This is a genomic window from Rhodanobacter sp. T12-5 (assembly GCF_008329435.1).
GTDB lineage: Bacteria > Pseudomonadota > Gammaproteobacteria > Xanthomonadales > Rhodanobacteraceae > Rhodanobacter.
The window spans coordinates 32,558-46,037 of the sequence record NZ_NPKN01000002.1; the positions used below are offsets into that span (position 1 = coordinate 32,558).

Here is a 13,480-nt window from a genome sequence, read left to right on the forward strand (position 1 = left end):
CCGGTCGTCCATTATCAGGTATTCGGTCAGACCGCGCTGCGTTGGCGAAGTTGCCGGCCGATCACAGTCGCGGCACGGCTTCGCCCGGCTGGATCGTGGCCAGCCGCATGCGCAGGCGACGGCGGATGTCCGCATCGCTGTTGTCCGGCGCCAGCAGCAATACCTGCACGCCACGCTCCGCTGTCTGCAGGCGCAGCAGCACGAACGCGCCGAGTACCCGGAACGAGGCCAGCGTGGCCGGCACGTCCTCGTGGTCGGTCAGGCGCAGCGTCCAGGCATCGTCGGCACTCCAGCCGGCCGCCGCGATCGGACTTGCGGCCAGGCGGCGGAGCGCATGCCAGGCCGCCAGCGACACGGCCGTCGCCAGCAGCAACCCCAACCACACCGGCAGCGCGCTCAGCGCCACGGCAAGCACGGCCAGGACGGCGATCAGGATCAGCGCTCGCCGCAACAACCGCGACGGCCGGTACTCAAAGCCGATGGCGGGTGCGGATGTCATCGATGATCGCCTGCCAGTCCGCCCGCTCGGGGCGCGCGTGGCCCATCACCCAGTCCCACAGGTCCGGATCCTGCACGTCGAGCAGTTCGTCGAACGCCTGTTGCTGCGCTTCGTCCGCATCGGCAAAACATTCGTCCAGCCAACCACCGAACAAGGCATCCAGTTCGCGGGTACCACGGCGGGTGCGCCAGCGCAGGCGCTTGATGCGGGCTTCATCCATCACGGGGCTCGGGTCGTATCCATGCATGCCAAGTGTAGCCGTTGCGCCAGAACGCGACAGGCCGCACGCGGCGGCCTGTCGAGGTCGAACCGTGCAAGCACGATCAGGCCGAGCGCCGTTCCACCATCAGCTTCTTGATCTCGGCAATCGCCTTGGCGGGATTGAGACCTTTCGGGCAGGTGCGCGTGCAGTTCATGATGGTGTGGCAGCGGTACAGCTTGAACGGATCTTCCAGGTCGTCCAGGCGTTCGCCGGTGGCTTCGTCGCGCGAGTCGACGATCCAGCGATACGCCTGCAGCAGGATCGCCGGGCCCAGGTACTTGTCACCGTTCCACCAATAGCTCGGGCAGCTGGTCGAGCAGCAGGCGCACAGGATGCACTCGTACAGGCCGTCGAGCTTCTTGCGTTCTTCCGGCGACTGCAGCCGTTCCTTGTCGGGAGCAGGACTCTGCGTGCGGATCCACGGCTTGATCGAAGCGAACTGCGCGTAGAAGTGGGTCAGGTCCGGCACCAGATCCTTCACCACCGGCATGTGCGGCAGCGGGTAGATCTTCACGTCGCCGGAGGCGCACTCGTCGATCGCGCGGGTGCAGGCCAGCGTGTTGGTGCCGTCGATGTTCATCGCGCACGAACCGCAGATGCCCTCGCGGCAGGAACGGCGCAAGGTCAGCGTGGGGTCGATCTCGTTCTTGATCTTCAGCAGCGCGTCCAGAACCATCGGCCCGCACGCGGCCAGGTCGACCTCGTAGGTATCGATACGCGGGTTCTGCCCGTCGTCCGGCGACCAGCGATAGATGCGGAAGGTGCGCGGCTTCTTCGCATCCTTGGCCGGATGATGCTTGCCCGGCTGGATCTTTGAATTCTTCGGTAGCGAAAACTCTGCCATGTGCGGAACCCTTCAAATCTTCGTGTAGGAGGGGCCGTGGCCCCGACAGCGTTTCGATACGGTCAGTAGACCCGCTTTGCCGGCGGCACGGCCTTGACCTCGTCGGTCATCGGATTCATGTGCACCGGCCGGAAATCGAAGCGCGATTTTCCGGCTTCGTCGATCCATACCAGCGTGTGCTTCATCCAGTTGACGTCGTCGCGCTCGGGATAATCCTCGCGCGCCTGGGCACCACGGCTTTCCAGCCGCTGCTCGGCCGAATCCATCGTGGCCACCGCCTGCGCCAGCAGGTTGGACAGTTCCAGCGTCTCGATCAGGTCGGAGTTCCACACCATCGAACGGTCGCTGACCTTGACGTCCTTGAACATGCCGAACACCTCGGCGATCTTCCGCTTGCCTTCGGCCAAGGTCTCGCCGGTGCGGAACACGGCGGCGTCCTTCTGCATCGTGCGCTGCATCGCCAGGCGGATCTGCGCCGTCGGCGTGCCGCCATTGGCGTTGCGCAAGGCGTCGAAGCGGGCCAGCGATTTGTCCAGCACGGTCGCCGGCAGATCCTTGTGCGCGGCACCGGGCTGGATCAGCTCGGCGCAGCGATGCGCCACGGCGCGACCGAACACGACCAGGTCGAGCAGCGAGTTGGAACCGAGCCGGTTGCCGCCGTGCACGGAGACGCAAGCCGCCTCGCCGATCGCGAACAGGCCCGGCACCACCGCGTCGACATCATCGCCGCGCTTCTGCACGACTTCGCCGTGATAGTTGGTCGGGATGCCACCCATGTTGTAGTGCACGGTCGGCAAGACCGGGATCGGTTCCTTGGTCACGTCGACACCGGCGAAGATGCGCGCCGACTCGGCGATGCCCGGCAGCCGCTCGTGGATCACTTCCGGGCCGAGGTGCATCAGGTTCAGGAACAGGTGATCCTTTTGCTCGCCGACGCCGCGGCCTTCGCGGATCTCGATCGTCATCGCGCGGCTGACCACGTCGCGCGATGCCAGGTCCTTCGCGCTGGGCGCATAGCGTTCCATGAAACGCTCGCCTTCGGAGTTGGTGAGGAAACCGCCTTCGCCGCGCACGCCTTCGGTGATCAGGCAGCCGGCACCGTAGATGCCGGTGGGATGGAACTGCACGAACTCCATGTCCTGCAGTGCGAGGCCCGCGCGCAGCACCATGCCGCCGCCGTCGCCGGTGCAGGTGTGCGCCGAGGTGGCGCTGAAATAGGCGCGGCCGTAACCGCCGGTGGCCAGCACCACAGCCTGGCCACGGAAGAAATGCAGAGTGCCTTCGTTCATGTCCAGCGCCAACACGCCGCGGCAGACGCCCTCGTCGTCGAAGATCAGATCGATCGCGAAGTACTCGATGAAGAACGTGGCGTCATGCGCCAGCGCCTGCTGGTACAGCGTGTGCAGGATCGCGTGGCCGGTGCGGTCGGCCGCGGCGCAGGTGCGCTGGGCGGTGCCCTTGCCGTAGTGCGTCGTCATGCCGCCAAACGGACGCTGGTAGATCTTGCCCTCGTCGGTGCGCGAGAACGGCACGCCGTAGTGCTCCAGCTCGATGATCGCCGCCGGTGCGTTCTTGCACATGTACTCGATCGCGTCCTGGTCGCCGAGCCAGTCGCCGCCCTTGACGGTGTCGTAGAAGTGGAAGCGCCAATCGTCTTCGCCCATGTTGCCGAGCGCGGCGGAGATGCCGCCCTGCGCCGCCACCGTGTGCGAGCGGGTCGGGAACACCTTGGTGATGCAGGCGGCCTTGAGGCCCTGCTCAGCCAGGCCGAAGGTGGCGCGCAGGCCGGCGCCGCCGGCACCGACCACGATCACGTCGTAGTCGTGCTGCTGGACTTTATAGGATTCCAACTTGGAGCTTTCCATGAAGCCTTTTCCTCGCGTCTTGTTCTTAAGGGGTCAGCGCAATGCGCAGCACGGCGAGCACGCTGGCCAGCGCACCCAGTACCGCAAGGAATTTGATGGCCACCAGCAGGACGACTTCCTTCCAGCGGGTATGCACGTAATCCTCGATCACCACCTGCAGCCCGAGCACGGCGTGCCAGAACATGGTCAGCACGAACGCGATCAGCAGCAGCGCGTTCCACGGCTTCGCCACGCTGGCGCGGGCGGTGGCGTAGTCCGCATGCAGCAGGCAAAGCACGGTGACCACGAACCAGATGCCCAGAAGCACCAGCGCCGCGGCGGTCAGCCGCTGGGTCCACCAGTGCTCCACGCCGGACTGCGACGAACCAAGGCCGCGGGCAATCTTCAACGGGTTGCGCCGATCCTTCACGACGGTCTCCTTCGCGTTCATGCCGCACCTCCCGCGCTCAGTACGTAAGCCCACACCAGCACCGTAAGCACGACGCTGCCGATGACCGACAACCAGCTGGAACGCACGAACTGGGGAATTTCGTAACCGAGGCCGGCATCCTGGACCAGATGCCGGATGCCGTTGCACAGGTGGTAGAACAGCGACCAGCTCCAGCCGAACAACAGCACCATCCCGATCGGGCTGCCGATGACTCCCTTGAAGTGGTTGAAGCTGTCTTCACCCGCAGCCAGGTGCAGCAGGCCGGCGACCACCAGCAGGCTGCCGACCGCCAGCGCGATGCCTGTGGCGCGGTGGATGATCGAACTCATCATCTGCACTTGCCACTTGTAGACCTGAAGATGCGGGGAGAGCGGGCGTTTCGTGTCTGCCATGGCGGCTATCCTGTGTGGAATCGCTGATGTCCGTACCGCGTCATCCGCTGGCCCCGCCCCTGGCGACGAGCACCGTGGCGATCGCTCAGAAGTCGATACAACGTCCGTTCTTTTCCCAATCGCCGTAGCGCGTGGGATCAAGGGCCGGCCGCTCCAACGGCAGCTTGTCCGGCGCCGGGCCCGCAGGCACGGCAGTCGTTTCCGCTGGAACGGAAACAGGCAAGGACTCGGCTGGAGAAGAGGTATCGGACATGGTTTTGTAAGCCGTCAAAGGTTAATACTTGCGGCAAAGCAGCACAACCATCGACCGTGTACCGCGCCCGGGCGCAACCACTTGCTCTCGCTTCCCGGCGCCCCCAACTGAAACATCTCATGACCTCCCATCCTGCCGAAACCATGTTGATCGAAGGCGCCGACGCGAAGGCGTTCGCGCATGCGCAGTTCAGCAGCAAGGTCGACGCCCTGGCCATCGGCCAATGGCAATTCAGCGCATGGCTCGATCCGCAAGGGCGCGTGCGCTTCCTTTTTCACCTGGCACGGATTGCCGAAGACACGCTGCTGCTGTTGCTGCGTGGCGGCCATGCCGGCGCGATGACCGACGCTCTGCGGCGTTTCGTGTTCCGATCGAAGATCACACTGACCGCCCTGCCACCACGAGCGCTGGCCATCGGCCCGGCACTACCGATGCACGTGATCAGCCACGACGCTGAAGAGCTTTCGCTCGGTTGCGACACGCACAGCCTGCGAATCGTCGAGGCCGATCATGGCGACGACGCATGGCGCGCGCCGCAACTGCATGCGGGCTGGCCATGGCTGCCGGCACAAGCTCTGGATGACATGCTGCCGGCGGCATTGTCGTTGCAGCGACTGCAGGCCGTCGCTGTCGACAAAGGCTGTTATCCGGGGCAGGAAATCATTGCCCGATTGCACTTCCGTGGTGGCCACAAACGACACCTGCACCATGTCACATTGTCGCACCCCGCGAGTGCCGGCGACGTGGTGCGCAGTGGTGATCGCGACATCGCTCGCGTACTCGATGTGATCGTCGCTGACGATCGCATCGATGCACTCGTGGTGATGACCGACGAGGTTGCGGCGCTCGCCTACGAGGATCGCCTGCCCTCTCTCGACAAAGGTCTCTCGATGCGCATCGTCATGTCGTGGACGGCGTGAGCCATGCGTGCCACGAAAAAAAATCCATGACTCACTCGCCGTGCACATGAGCGCCGGTTAAACTTGCTTGCCCCGGCACTTGCCAGCGGCGGCATCCGCCACTAGGCTCCGCCGATCGAATATCGCGACATCCGGAACACGGGGTGTCGAAATACGCGACGAATCGGAAGAGTCCGAATCGGCGCGACCCGGCAGAACAATGTCGGATGGCATAACGCCTCGCATCCAACGAGCGCGCAGCAGCAGTTGCAGGCAACACGGCCGACACCGGTACGCGCAACGCCACAGCAACACCTACTCCCGATCGGCATAGAGAAAGCCGTTCGAAACGCCACAATCCCGTGGCAAAGCGTCTGACCACAAGTTTCGGTCATGGCGATAGATCCAGGTGGAACGGCCTGCCCGCCCGTCCACCGCAACGGCGCCCAAAGCTGCAGTTTGCTTTGTGCGTACAGCACGTTGGAGGCAGAACATGAAACTTTCCATGCTGTTATGGCTGACATCCCTGATGCCCCAGCCTGTCGCCGACCAGGCCTGCCTGGCCACCACGGTCTACCTGGAAGCTCGCAGCGAACCGGTCATCGGCCAGCTCGCCGTGGCCGAGGTCGCCTTGCGTCGCCGCGATCGTGGTCACTGGGGCAATACCGTGTGCAAGGTGGTTACGGCACCGCACCAGTTCGCCACGACCACCACGCCCGGCTCGTTCGAAATCACCAATCTCGATGCCTTCCACAAAGCCTGGTTGATTGCCGGCAGGTCGATCAACAACTGGAGCCTGCCGGTGGCGCAACGAAAGATGCTGGTGCCGCGCGCGGACCACTTTGCAACCATCGAAATCAGCCCCGCATGGTCGCGCAATCGTCCCAGCGTCACCATCGGCGAACACGCGTTCTACGCGGTGAACTGATCCACGACGCGAACCGCAGACAAAAAAAAGGCCATCCACGCGGATGGCCTTTTTTTGTTATGGACGTCCATACATATGGACGTCCATTTCGAAGCGATCAGCGGGGGTAGACGTGATCGCCGCGAACCTCGACGTAGTCGCCGTTGCGAATCCCCGGGTTCTCGCGCTGGGTCACGGTCGCATACTGACCATTATCCAGCCGCACGACGATTCGCCATGCGTCTGCGCCTTCGCCGTGACGCTTGCCGACCTGGTTGCCGACCACACCGCCAGCTACCGCGCCAGCCACCGTGGCGGCCTTGCGTCCGTCGCCCTTGCCGACCTGATTGCCAAGCACTCCACCGGCGACCGCACCGATGATCGCGCCCAGGGTACCGCCGTTACCGCTGCCCTCGACACGAACCTGCTGCACATCCTGCACCACTCCGCAGGTCTGGCAGCGCACGTTGCGATCACCATAGCCATTCGACTGAGACTGGTAACCGCGGTCGTAGTTGCCATTGTTGCCGTACGGCGCCGTGGTGCAACCCGCCAAGGCGAGACCGCCCGTCATCGCCGTCACCAGAATCAACTTGCTTGAAAGTGCTTTCATGGCCATTTCCTTTGTTTGGATGGATGAAGCTCAGCGGGCGTCGGACACGGCAGTCACGCCCTCCTGCACCTGCACGCGATCGCCGGGGTCGTGATCCATCCGGACCGTGCGGGTCACGCCGTTGTAGATGTAGCGAACGTCATAGCCGACGATCTTTGTGCTGGTGTTGTTGACCGTGCTGCATTTGCGCTCGACCGTCGATGTCACCTGGCCGTGCTGGCGACTGGCCTCGATCCTGTTGCCGGCATACCCGCCACCGACGGCACCGGCCACGGTAGCCAGGGTCTTGCCCTTGCCGCCGCCAACCTGATTGCCGAGGAGGCCACCGACCACTGCACCGATCGCGGTACCCGCGATCCGGTGCTGATCCTTCGGGGGTGCCGTTTGCGTCACCGTTTCATCGTGGCAAACCTGCTTTGGATTGTTCACCGTCGAGCGCACCGGCTCGACGCCGACGACCTTGGCGTACTTGGGTCCTGCGTCGGCGCTCACACCGGCATCGGCACCAGCCGAGGAAGTCCCGGCGTCAGCACTCCGATTACAGGCCGACAGGCTCGTCGCCAGTGCCGCGGCGATAGCGATATTGAGTACATTGACCATCAACCTGCTCATTGCAATCCTCTCCTCTGTTTGATGTTGCCGCATCCGCACCCCCTGTAGGTACAGCCTGCATTGTCATTGAACCGTTGTACAACTGAATCGGACCTAGCTCGCCCTCGTGACATTGTCTTCACGTCGGCGTTTACAAAACGATTGCCAACGCACGGATCCAGATGTTCGAACTCGTCGATAGCCACGTGCACCTTGATGACAGCGTGTTTGATGCCGATCGCGGGGAGGTGATCGTACGCGCGCGGCACGCTGGCGTGAACACGATGATCGTGCCGGCCGTCGATGCCGCCAGCTGGTCGCGGATCACGGGACTGTGTGCACAACACCCCTCCTCGGTGTTTGCCGCATTCGGCATGCACCCGCTTTTTCTGCACCAGCATGCACCTGCACATGTGGACGCGCTGTCTTCATGGCTCGATGGCAACGAGGCGGTCGCCATCGGCGAGATCGGCCTGGACTTTCACGTCGATGATCTCGATCGTGACCTTCAAAGGCATTACTTCGCGCATCAACTGCGGCTTGCGCGCGAACGAGGCCTTCCGGTGATCGTGCATGCGCGGGGCGCACTCGAAGAAGTGACCCTCACCCTGCGCCGAACCGGCCAACTGCGGGGTGTCGTGCACAGCTTTTCCGGGAGCGAGCAGCAGGCCCACCGCCTGTGGGAGCTGGGCTTCCACCTGGGCATCGGCGGCCCGGTGACCTACCCGCGTGCGCAGCGTCTGCGCCGAATCGTGGCGACGATGCCGATCGAATTCCTCCTGCTCGAAAGCGATGCGCCCGATCAGCCCGGCGCGGATCATCGCGGCCAGCGCAACGAGCCGGCCCGGGTCGCGGATGTGCTGCGCTGCGTGGCGGCGCTTCGCGACGAGCCGGAAGCCGTGGTGGCCGCCGCAACCACCGCCAATGCGCATCGCCTGTTCGGCATCCATCGACACGGCGGCTGACCGTTCCGCCGCGTGCGCAGCCTGCGATTTCCGCAGAGACCCACATCCGTACACCGGAATCGGCTGCTCGTCGTCGCGACAGGCGGATGCTGCGGCCCACTTGCGTATCGCCGCATGCACTTGCTATCTTTTATTTCATTGGTGAAATATGAGCTGGTGAAATGGCGCGGCTGACGAATTGCATCGTAATGATGGACGAGGGCATCGGCCGGGTGAGCCAGATCATCCCGCAGATGCCGGCAGCCGAGGCACGGTTGTGCCGCTTGATGCTGATGGTCAGCAGCAGCCTCGAGGAAGAGCTCGAGTACAAGCTGAAATCGCACAAGCTCAACCACAGCGAATTCCTGACCCTGATGATCCTGTACAGCCGCCCGGACGGCAGCTCCACGCCCGGCGAACTGTGCGAGTACGCGACCCAGGGAGCCACCAACATGACCCGCATCGCGAACGCACTGGTCAAGCGCGGGCTGATCACCCGCGGTGCCGGCAAGGAGGATCGCCGCCGTGTGCTGATCCGCATCACGCCGGCCGGCCGGCGCTTCGTGCAGAAGATGCTGCCGCCGATGTTTCCCCGTGTCGCCACCATGTTTGCCGGCTTCAGCGACAGCGACAAACGCCATCTCGATCGCCTGCTGCGCAAATTGGCCGGCAATCTCGATCAGCTGAGTGAAAACCGCCTCCCATGAAGAAGATTCCGATGAAGCATGCCCCGCTCCACGGTCGTGCCGTGCTGGCTGCCGCGATCGTGCTGATGCTGGCCGGCTGTGCCAGCGCACCAGCCAGACTCGGGTCGCCGACGCTGCGTGACGACGTACCGCTGGCCGGCCTGCAGGCTCCCGCCCGTCCCGGCTGGCCCGCCGCGCAGTGGTGGCGCCAGTACGACGATCCGCAGCTGGATGATCTGATCGACCGCGCAATGCAGCAGTCGCCCGACCTCGCACTGGCACAAAGCCGCGTGAGGAACGCCGAGCAATCGGCGCGACTGGCCGCGGCGCAGCTCGGCCTGTCGGTCAACGGCAGCGCGCAGGTGTCGCGCCAGCGCATGAGCGACCACGGACTGATCCCGAGCAAGTTCCTCGGTTTCAGCTGGTACAACCAGGCCGACCTTGGCGTGCAGCTGGACTACGACTTCGACTGGTGGGGCAAGAAGCGTGCAACGGTGGAAGCGGCGCTGGACCAGGCCCACGCCACCGAGGCGCAACGCAGCGCCGCCGCACTGGCCATCCAGTACGCCGTCGCCGATACGTATTTCGGCTGGCAGGCTGACCAGGCACGCCTGCAACTGGCCGACCAGTTGCTCGCCACGCAGCAGCAGCTCTCCCACATCGCCGAGCTGCGCGTACGTCAGGGCGTGGATTTGCCGGACGAGGCGCAGAAAGCCAGGGCGCAACTCGCTGCCGTGCGCGAAATGCGCGCGGCACTGGACGGCTCGGCGAAGATTCGCCGCGCCGCACTGGCCTCGCTGCTTGGCGTCGCACCGGCGCAGCTGCCGGAACTCCAGGCGCAGCCGTTGCCGACGATCAAGCGTGGCATCCCGGCCGATGCCGGGCTCGACCTGATCGCCCGGCGACCCGACATCGCCGCCAGCCGCTGGCAGGTCGAGGCCGCCCTGAAACAAACCGACACCGCACGCGCCGAGTTCTTCCCCGACATCAGCATCAAGGCGATGGTCGGCCTGTCCAGCATCGACATGGGCAAGCTGCTCACCGCCGGCAGCCGCACGTTCGCACTGACGCCGGCGCTGCATCTGCCGATCTTCAGCGGCGGCACGCTCGAGGCGAACTATGGCGTGAGCAAGGCCCAACTCGACGGCGCAGTAGCGCAGTACGACAGCACCGTGCTGACCGCCGCACGCGAGGTGGCCACGCAGGCGCTGAGCGCCGAGCAGATCGCCGCACGCCAGCGCGAGCAGCAAGCCCAGATCGATGCAGACCGGCAGTTGCTGGCAAGCGCTCAGGCGCGGGCGCGCCAGGGCGTGCGCGACGCCCGCGAGAGCCTCGCGGCGCAGGCGCAGTTGTTGCAGCAGCGCGATGCCGCGACGCAACTGCAGGCGCAGGCATTGAGCACCGACCTTTCGCTGATCAAGGCACTCGGCGGTGGCTACCAGGCCACCGACAAGCCGACCTCCTCATCACCTTCTGTTACCGCCGGAGCCTCCGCCCATGAGCGCCACTGAATCCGACAAGACGTCCGTCGAAACCAACGACAGCGGCATGGCCGCGAAGGATCCGGGCAAGCGCCGGCGCGCGCTGCTGATCGTGGCCGGCGCCTTCATCCTGGCTGGACTGCTGTGGTTCCTGCTGTGGTTCTTCGTGTTGTCGACCCGGGTGAAGACCGACAACGCCTACGTCGGCGGCAACCAGGTGGCGATCTCGGCGCAGGTGCCGGGCACGGTGGTGGCGATCCTCGCCGACGACACCCAGCACGTCGAGGCCGGCCAGGTGCTGGTGAAGCTGGACGGCACCGATGCCGACACCCGGCTGGCGCAAGCGCGCAGCGCGCTGGCCCAGGCCGTGCGCGGCGTGCGCCAGCAAACCAGTTCGGCCAGCAGCGCCGATGCGCAGGTGGTTGCCGCGAAGCTCGACCTGAAGAAGGCCGAGGCCGACCTCAAGCGCCGCCTGCCCCTGATCGCCGCGCACGCCGAATCGCCCGAGATCGTGCAGCATCTGCGCAACGGCGTGGAACAGGCACGCGCCGCGGTGAACGCCGCCGAGGCGCAGTCGGCTGCCGCGCATGCCGCCATCGAAGGCACCGACGTCGCGCAGAACCCGGTGGTGCTGCAGGCCCGCGCGAACTTTCGCGCCGCCTGGGTCGCCGCGCAGCGCAACACGATCTATGCGCCGGTATCCGGCTACGTGGCCGAGCGCAGCGTGCAACTGGGCAACAGCGTGCAGCCGGGCCAGCAGCTGATGACCGTGGTGCCGCTGCACGACCTGTGGATCGACGCGAACTTCAAGGAAAGCCAGCTGCGCCATATCCGCATCGGCCAGCCGGCGACCGTGGTGTCCGACCTGTATGGCGGCGACGCGGAGTACCACGGCAAGGTGATCGGCCTGGGCGCCGGCACCGGCAGCGTCTTCTCGCTGCTGCCGGCGCAGAACGCCACCGGCAACTGGATCAAGGTGGTGCAGCGCGTGCCGGTGCGCATCGCACTGGACAACAAGGAGCTGGACAAGCACCCGCTGCGCATCGGCCTGTCCACCGACGTCACAGTCGACATCCACGATGACCGGGGCAGCGTGCTGGCCACTACCTCGGCGCAGCAACCGGTCGCGCAGACCGACGTCTACGACCGGATGGCCAGCAAGGCCGATGCGGAAGCGGAACGGATCATCCGCGCCAACCTCTCCCACGCCACCGCCGCGAACTGAGCCTGATCATGGCTGCCACGCCGAACGACGCCATCGCCGAAGCCGCCCCGCTGAAGCCGCTGCACGGCGGCCCGCTGGCGCTGCTCACCATCGCCGTCGCGTTCAGTACCTTCATGGAGGTGCTGGACATGACGATCGTCAACGTCGCGGTGCCGCACATCGCCGGCAGCCTCGGCGTGAGCCCCAGCGAAGGCACCTGGACGATCAGCTCCTACGCGTTGGCCAGCGCGATCATGCAGCCGCTCACCGGCTGGCTGGCGCGCCGCTTCGGCGAGGTGAAGACCTTCGTCGGCTCGGTGCTGATGTTCGTGGTCTTCTCGATGCTGTGCGGCCTGGCCACCAGCATGCCGATGCTGGTGATCGGCCGCCTGCTGCAGGGCGCCGGTTCCGGTCCGATGGTGGCGCTGTCGCTGACCCTGCTGCTGTCGAACTACCCGAAAGAGAAACAGGGCATCGCGCTGGCGCTGTGGGCGATGACCGTGGTGGTGGCACCGATCTTCGGCCCGATCCTGGGCGGCTGGCTGACCGACAATTTCTCGTGGCCATGGATCTTCTACATCAACCTGCCGGTCGGGCTGGCAGCGGCGGTGGTCACCTGGGGCCTGCTGCGCAAGCGCGAGACGAAGACCTTCAAGGCGCCGATCGACATGATCGGGCTGGTGCTGCTGGTGGTCGGCGTGGGTGCGCTGCAGTTCATGCTGGACAACGGCAACGACCACGACTGGTTCTCCTCGCCGATGATCCTCACCCTGGGCCTCGTCGCGCTGGTCTGCCTCACCTTCCTGATCGTGTGGGAACTGCACGCGAAACATCCGGTGGTCGACCTGTCGCTGTTCAAGCAACGCAACTTCACCGTCGGCGTGATCAGCCTGTCGCTGGGCATGTTCGCGTTCTTCGGCATCAACGTGGTGTTTCCGCTGTGGCTGCAGATCACCCTGGGCTACACCGCCACCTGGGCTGGCCTGGCCACCGCGCCGGTCGGCGTGCTGGCGTTCCTGATCGCGCCGATCCTGGGCAAGAACATGCACAAGCTGGACCTGCGCGCGGTGGTGACGTTCGCGTTCCTGGTCTTCGCCGGCACCGCGTACTGGTTCTCCACCTTCGACAGCTCCGCCTCGTTCTCCACCCTAGTGGTGCCGCGCTTCGTGATGGGCCTGGCGATCCCGTGCTTCTTCATTCCGTTGAACCAGGTCTACCTGTCCGGACTGCCGGTGGACCAGATCGCCAGCGCCTCGGGCCTGTCCAACTTCTGCCGCACGATCGGCTCGAGCGTGTCCACCGCGATCATGGTGACGATGTGGCAGCACCGCGGCGAGACCCATCACGCGACCCTGACCGAGTACGTCAGCCCCGGTCATCCGGCCGCAACCCGGTTCATCGGCCAACTGTCGCATGCGGGGCTGTCGCATACGCAAAGCCTCGGGCTGATCGACCAGTTGCTGACGCGCGAAGCGCTGACCCTTGCGGTGAACGACGTGTTCTGGGCCTGCGCGATCCTGTTCGTGGCGCTGATTCCGATCCTGTGGTTCGCCCGGCCGCCGTTCGGCAGTGCCGGTGGCGCGGTCGGTCATTGAGGAATGCTGCGCAGC

The 13,480-nt window shown here is 65.2% G+C and carries 16 protein-coding genes; 7 read left to right on the forward strand and 9 right to left on the reverse strand.

Annotated features, from left to right (window positions below; all coding sequences use genetic code 11):
- Positions 1-61: 61 nt before the first annotated feature.
- The 7 genes from CIW53_RS04195 to CIW53_RS04225 form a co-directional block, all read right to left on the reverse strand.
- On the reverse strand, positions 62-499 hold the full coding sequence (locus CIW53_RS04195) for a protein YgfX (protein WP_149363471.1): 438 nt from the start codon (positions 497-499) through the stop codon (positions 62-64).
- Complete coding sequence (locus CIW53_RS04200; protein WP_149363472.1) at positions 471-719, reverse strand: succinate dehydrogenase assembly factor 2; 249 nt, start codon at positions 717-719, stop codon at positions 471-473. The genes CIW53_RS04195 and CIW53_RS04200 overlap by 29 nt, the downstream gene beginning before the upstream one ends.
- Before the next feature lie 103 nt (positions 720-822).
- Positions 823-1,605: a succinate dehydrogenase iron-sulfur subunit gene (locus tag CIW53_RS04205; RefSeq protein WP_149363473.1), complete on the reverse strand. Its 783-nt coding sequence runs from the start codon at positions 1,603-1,605 to the stop codon at positions 823-825.
- A 62-nt stretch (positions 1,606-1,667) separates the two neighbouring features.
- Complete coding sequence (sdhA, locus tag CIW53_RS04210) at positions 1,668-3,455, reverse strand: succinate dehydrogenase flavoprotein subunit (RefSeq protein ID WP_149364136.1); 1,788 nt, start codon at positions 3,453-3,455, stop codon at positions 1,668-1,670.
- A 40-nt stretch (positions 3,456-3,495) separates the two neighbouring features.
- Positions 3,496-3,900 (reverse strand): succinate dehydrogenase, hydrophobic membrane anchor protein, encoded by a 405-nt coding sequence (gene sdhD / locus CIW53_RS04215; RefSeq protein ID WP_149363474.1) that lies wholly within the window; start codon positions 3,898-3,900, stop codon positions 3,496-3,498.
- Positions 3,897-4,292, reverse strand: coding sequence for a succinate dehydrogenase, cytochrome b556 subunit (gene sdhC / locus CIW53_RS04220; protein WP_149363475.1), 396 nt, complete (start codon positions 4,290-4,292; stop codon positions 3,897-3,899). The genes sdhD and sdhC overlap by 4 nt, the downstream gene beginning before the upstream one ends.
- Before the next feature lie 85 nt (positions 4,293-4,377).
- Positions 4,378-4,545, reverse strand: coding sequence for a DUF1674 domain-containing protein (locus tag CIW53_RS04225; protein WP_149363476.1), 168 nt, complete (start codon positions 4,543-4,545; stop codon positions 4,378-4,380).
- Positions 4,546-4,664: 119 nt separating this feature from the next.
- On the opposite strand from CIW53_RS04225, the gene CIW53_RS04230 reads away from it, so the two are divergent.
- Both CIW53_RS04230 and CIW53_RS04235 read left to right on the forward strand, forming a co-directional pair.
- Positions 4,665-5,465, forward strand: a complete 801-nt coding sequence (locus tag CIW53_RS04230) for a folate-binding protein YgfZ (RefSeq protein ID WP_149363477.1) — start codon at positions 4,665-4,667, stop codon at positions 5,463-5,465.
- Positions 5,466-5,937: 472 nt separating this feature from the next.
- Positions 5,938-6,372, forward strand: a complete 435-nt coding sequence (locus tag CIW53_RS04235; RefSeq protein ID WP_242451767.1) for a cell wall hydrolase — start codon at positions 5,938-5,940, stop codon at positions 6,370-6,372.
- Positions 6,373-6,469: 97 nt separating this feature from the next.
- Here the strand turns inward: CIW53_RS04235 and CIW53_RS04240 are convergent, their stop codons facing one another.
- Both CIW53_RS04240 and CIW53_RS04245 read right to left on the reverse strand, forming a co-directional pair.
- Entirely contained in the window at positions 6,470-6,964 is a 495-nt protein-coding gene (locus CIW53_RS04240) for a glycine zipper 2TM domain-containing protein (RefSeq protein ID WP_149363478.1), read from the reverse strand.
- Between the two features lie 30 nt (positions 6,965-6,994).
- The gene (locus CIW53_RS04245) at positions 6,995-7,576 is read right to left on the reverse strand and encodes a glycine zipper 2TM domain-containing protein (protein WP_149364138.1); all 582 of its coding nucleotides are present in this window, start codon (positions 7,574-7,576) and stop codon (positions 6,995-6,997) included.
- A gap of 161 nt (positions 7,577-7,737) precedes the next feature.
- Between CIW53_RS04245 and CIW53_RS04250 the strand changes: the two genes are divergently transcribed.
- The 5 genes from CIW53_RS04250 to CIW53_RS04270 all read left to right on the forward strand — a co-directional run bounded on the left by CIW53_RS04250 (position 7,738) and on the right by CIW53_RS04270 (position 13,465).
- On the forward strand, positions 7,738-8,520 hold the full coding sequence (locus CIW53_RS04250; RefSeq protein ID WP_149363479.1) for a TatD family hydrolase: 783 nt from the start codon (positions 7,738-7,740) through the stop codon (positions 8,518-8,520).
- A gap of 161 nt (positions 8,521-8,681) precedes the next feature.
- Positions 8,682-9,206, forward strand: a complete 525-nt coding sequence (locus tag CIW53_RS04255; protein WP_149363480.1) for a MarR family transcriptional regulator — start codon at positions 8,682-8,684, stop codon at positions 9,204-9,206.
- 11 nt (positions 9,207-9,217) lie between these two features.
- Entirely contained in the window at positions 9,218-10,696 is a 1,479-nt protein-coding gene (locus CIW53_RS04260; protein ID WP_149363481.1) for an efflux transporter outer membrane subunit, read from the forward strand.
- On the forward strand, positions 10,683-11,891 hold the full coding sequence (locus CIW53_RS04265; protein WP_149363482.1) for an HlyD family efflux transporter periplasmic adaptor subunit: 1,209 nt from the start codon (positions 10,683-10,685) through the stop codon (positions 11,889-11,891). Before CIW53_RS04260 ends, CIW53_RS04265 begins: the two co-directional genes overlap by 14 nt.
- A gap of 8 nt (positions 11,892-11,899) precedes the next feature.
- Positions 11,900-13,465 (forward strand): DHA2 family efflux MFS transporter permease subunit, encoded by a 1,566-nt coding sequence (locus CIW53_RS04270; protein WP_149363483.1) that lies wholly within the window; start codon positions 11,900-11,902, stop codon positions 13,463-13,465.
- Positions 13,466-13,480 lie beyond the last annotated feature (15 nt).

Bases quoted from the DNA above. Each gene is read 5' to 3' on its own strand.
- CIW53_RS04245 (WP_149364138.1), bottom strand. From the start codon at position 7,576: ATGAGCAGGTTGATGGTCAATGTACTCAATATCGCTATCGCCGCGGCA.
- CIW53_RS04260 (WP_149363481.1), top strand. From the start codon at position 9,218: ATGAAGCATGCCCCGCTCCACGGTCGTGCCGTGCTGGCTGCCGCGATC.
- CIW53_RS04200 (WP_149363472.1), bottom strand. From the start codon at position 719: ATGGATGAAGCCCGCATCAAGCGCCTGCGCTGGCGCACCCGCCGTGGT.
- CIW53_RS04235 (WP_242451767.1), top strand. From the start codon at position 5,938: ATGAAACTTTCCATGCTGTTATGGCTGACATCCCTGATGCCCCAGCCT.
- CIW53_RS04250 (WP_149363479.1), top strand. From the start codon at position 7,738: ATGTTCGAACTCGTCGATAGCCACGTGCACCTTGATGACAGCGTGTTT.
- CIW53_RS04265 (WP_149363482.1), top strand. From the start codon at position 10,683: ATGAGCGCCACTGAATCCGACAAGACGTCCGTCGAAACCAACGACAGC.
- CIW53_RS04225 (WP_149363476.1), bottom strand. From the start codon at position 4,545: ATGTCCGATACCTCTTCTCCAGCCGAGTCCTTGCCTGTTTCCGTTCCA.
- sdhC (WP_149363475.1), bottom strand. From the start codon at position 4,292: ATGGCAGACACGAAACGCCCGCTCTCCCCGCATCTTCAGGTCTACAAG.
- sdhD (WP_149363474.1), bottom strand. From the start codon at position 3,900: ATGAACGCGAAGGAGACCGTCGTGAAGGATCGGCGCAACCCGTTGAAG.
- CIW53_RS04270 (WP_149363483.1), top strand. From the start codon at position 11,900: ATGGCTGCCACGCCGAACGACGCCATCGCCGAAGCCGCCCCGCTGAAG.
- CIW53_RS04255 (WP_149363480.1), top strand. From the start codon at position 8,682: ATGGCGCGGCTGACGAATTGCATCGTAATGATGGACGAGGGCATCGGC.
- CIW53_RS04230 (WP_149363477.1), top strand. From the start codon at position 4,665: ATGACCTCCCATCCTGCCGAAACCATGTTGATCGAAGGCGCCGACGCG.
- CIW53_RS04205 (WP_149363473.1), bottom strand. From the start codon at position 1,605: ATGGCAGAGTTTTCGCTACCGAAGAATTCAAAGATCCAGCCGGGCAAG.
- CIW53_RS04240 (WP_149363478.1), bottom strand. From the start codon at position 6,964: ATGAAAGCACTTTCAAGCAAGTTGATTCTGGTGACGGCGATGACGGGC.
- CIW53_RS04195 (WP_149363471.1), bottom strand. From the start codon at position 499: ATGACATCCGCACCCGCCATCGGCTTTGAGTACCGGCCGTCGCGGTTG.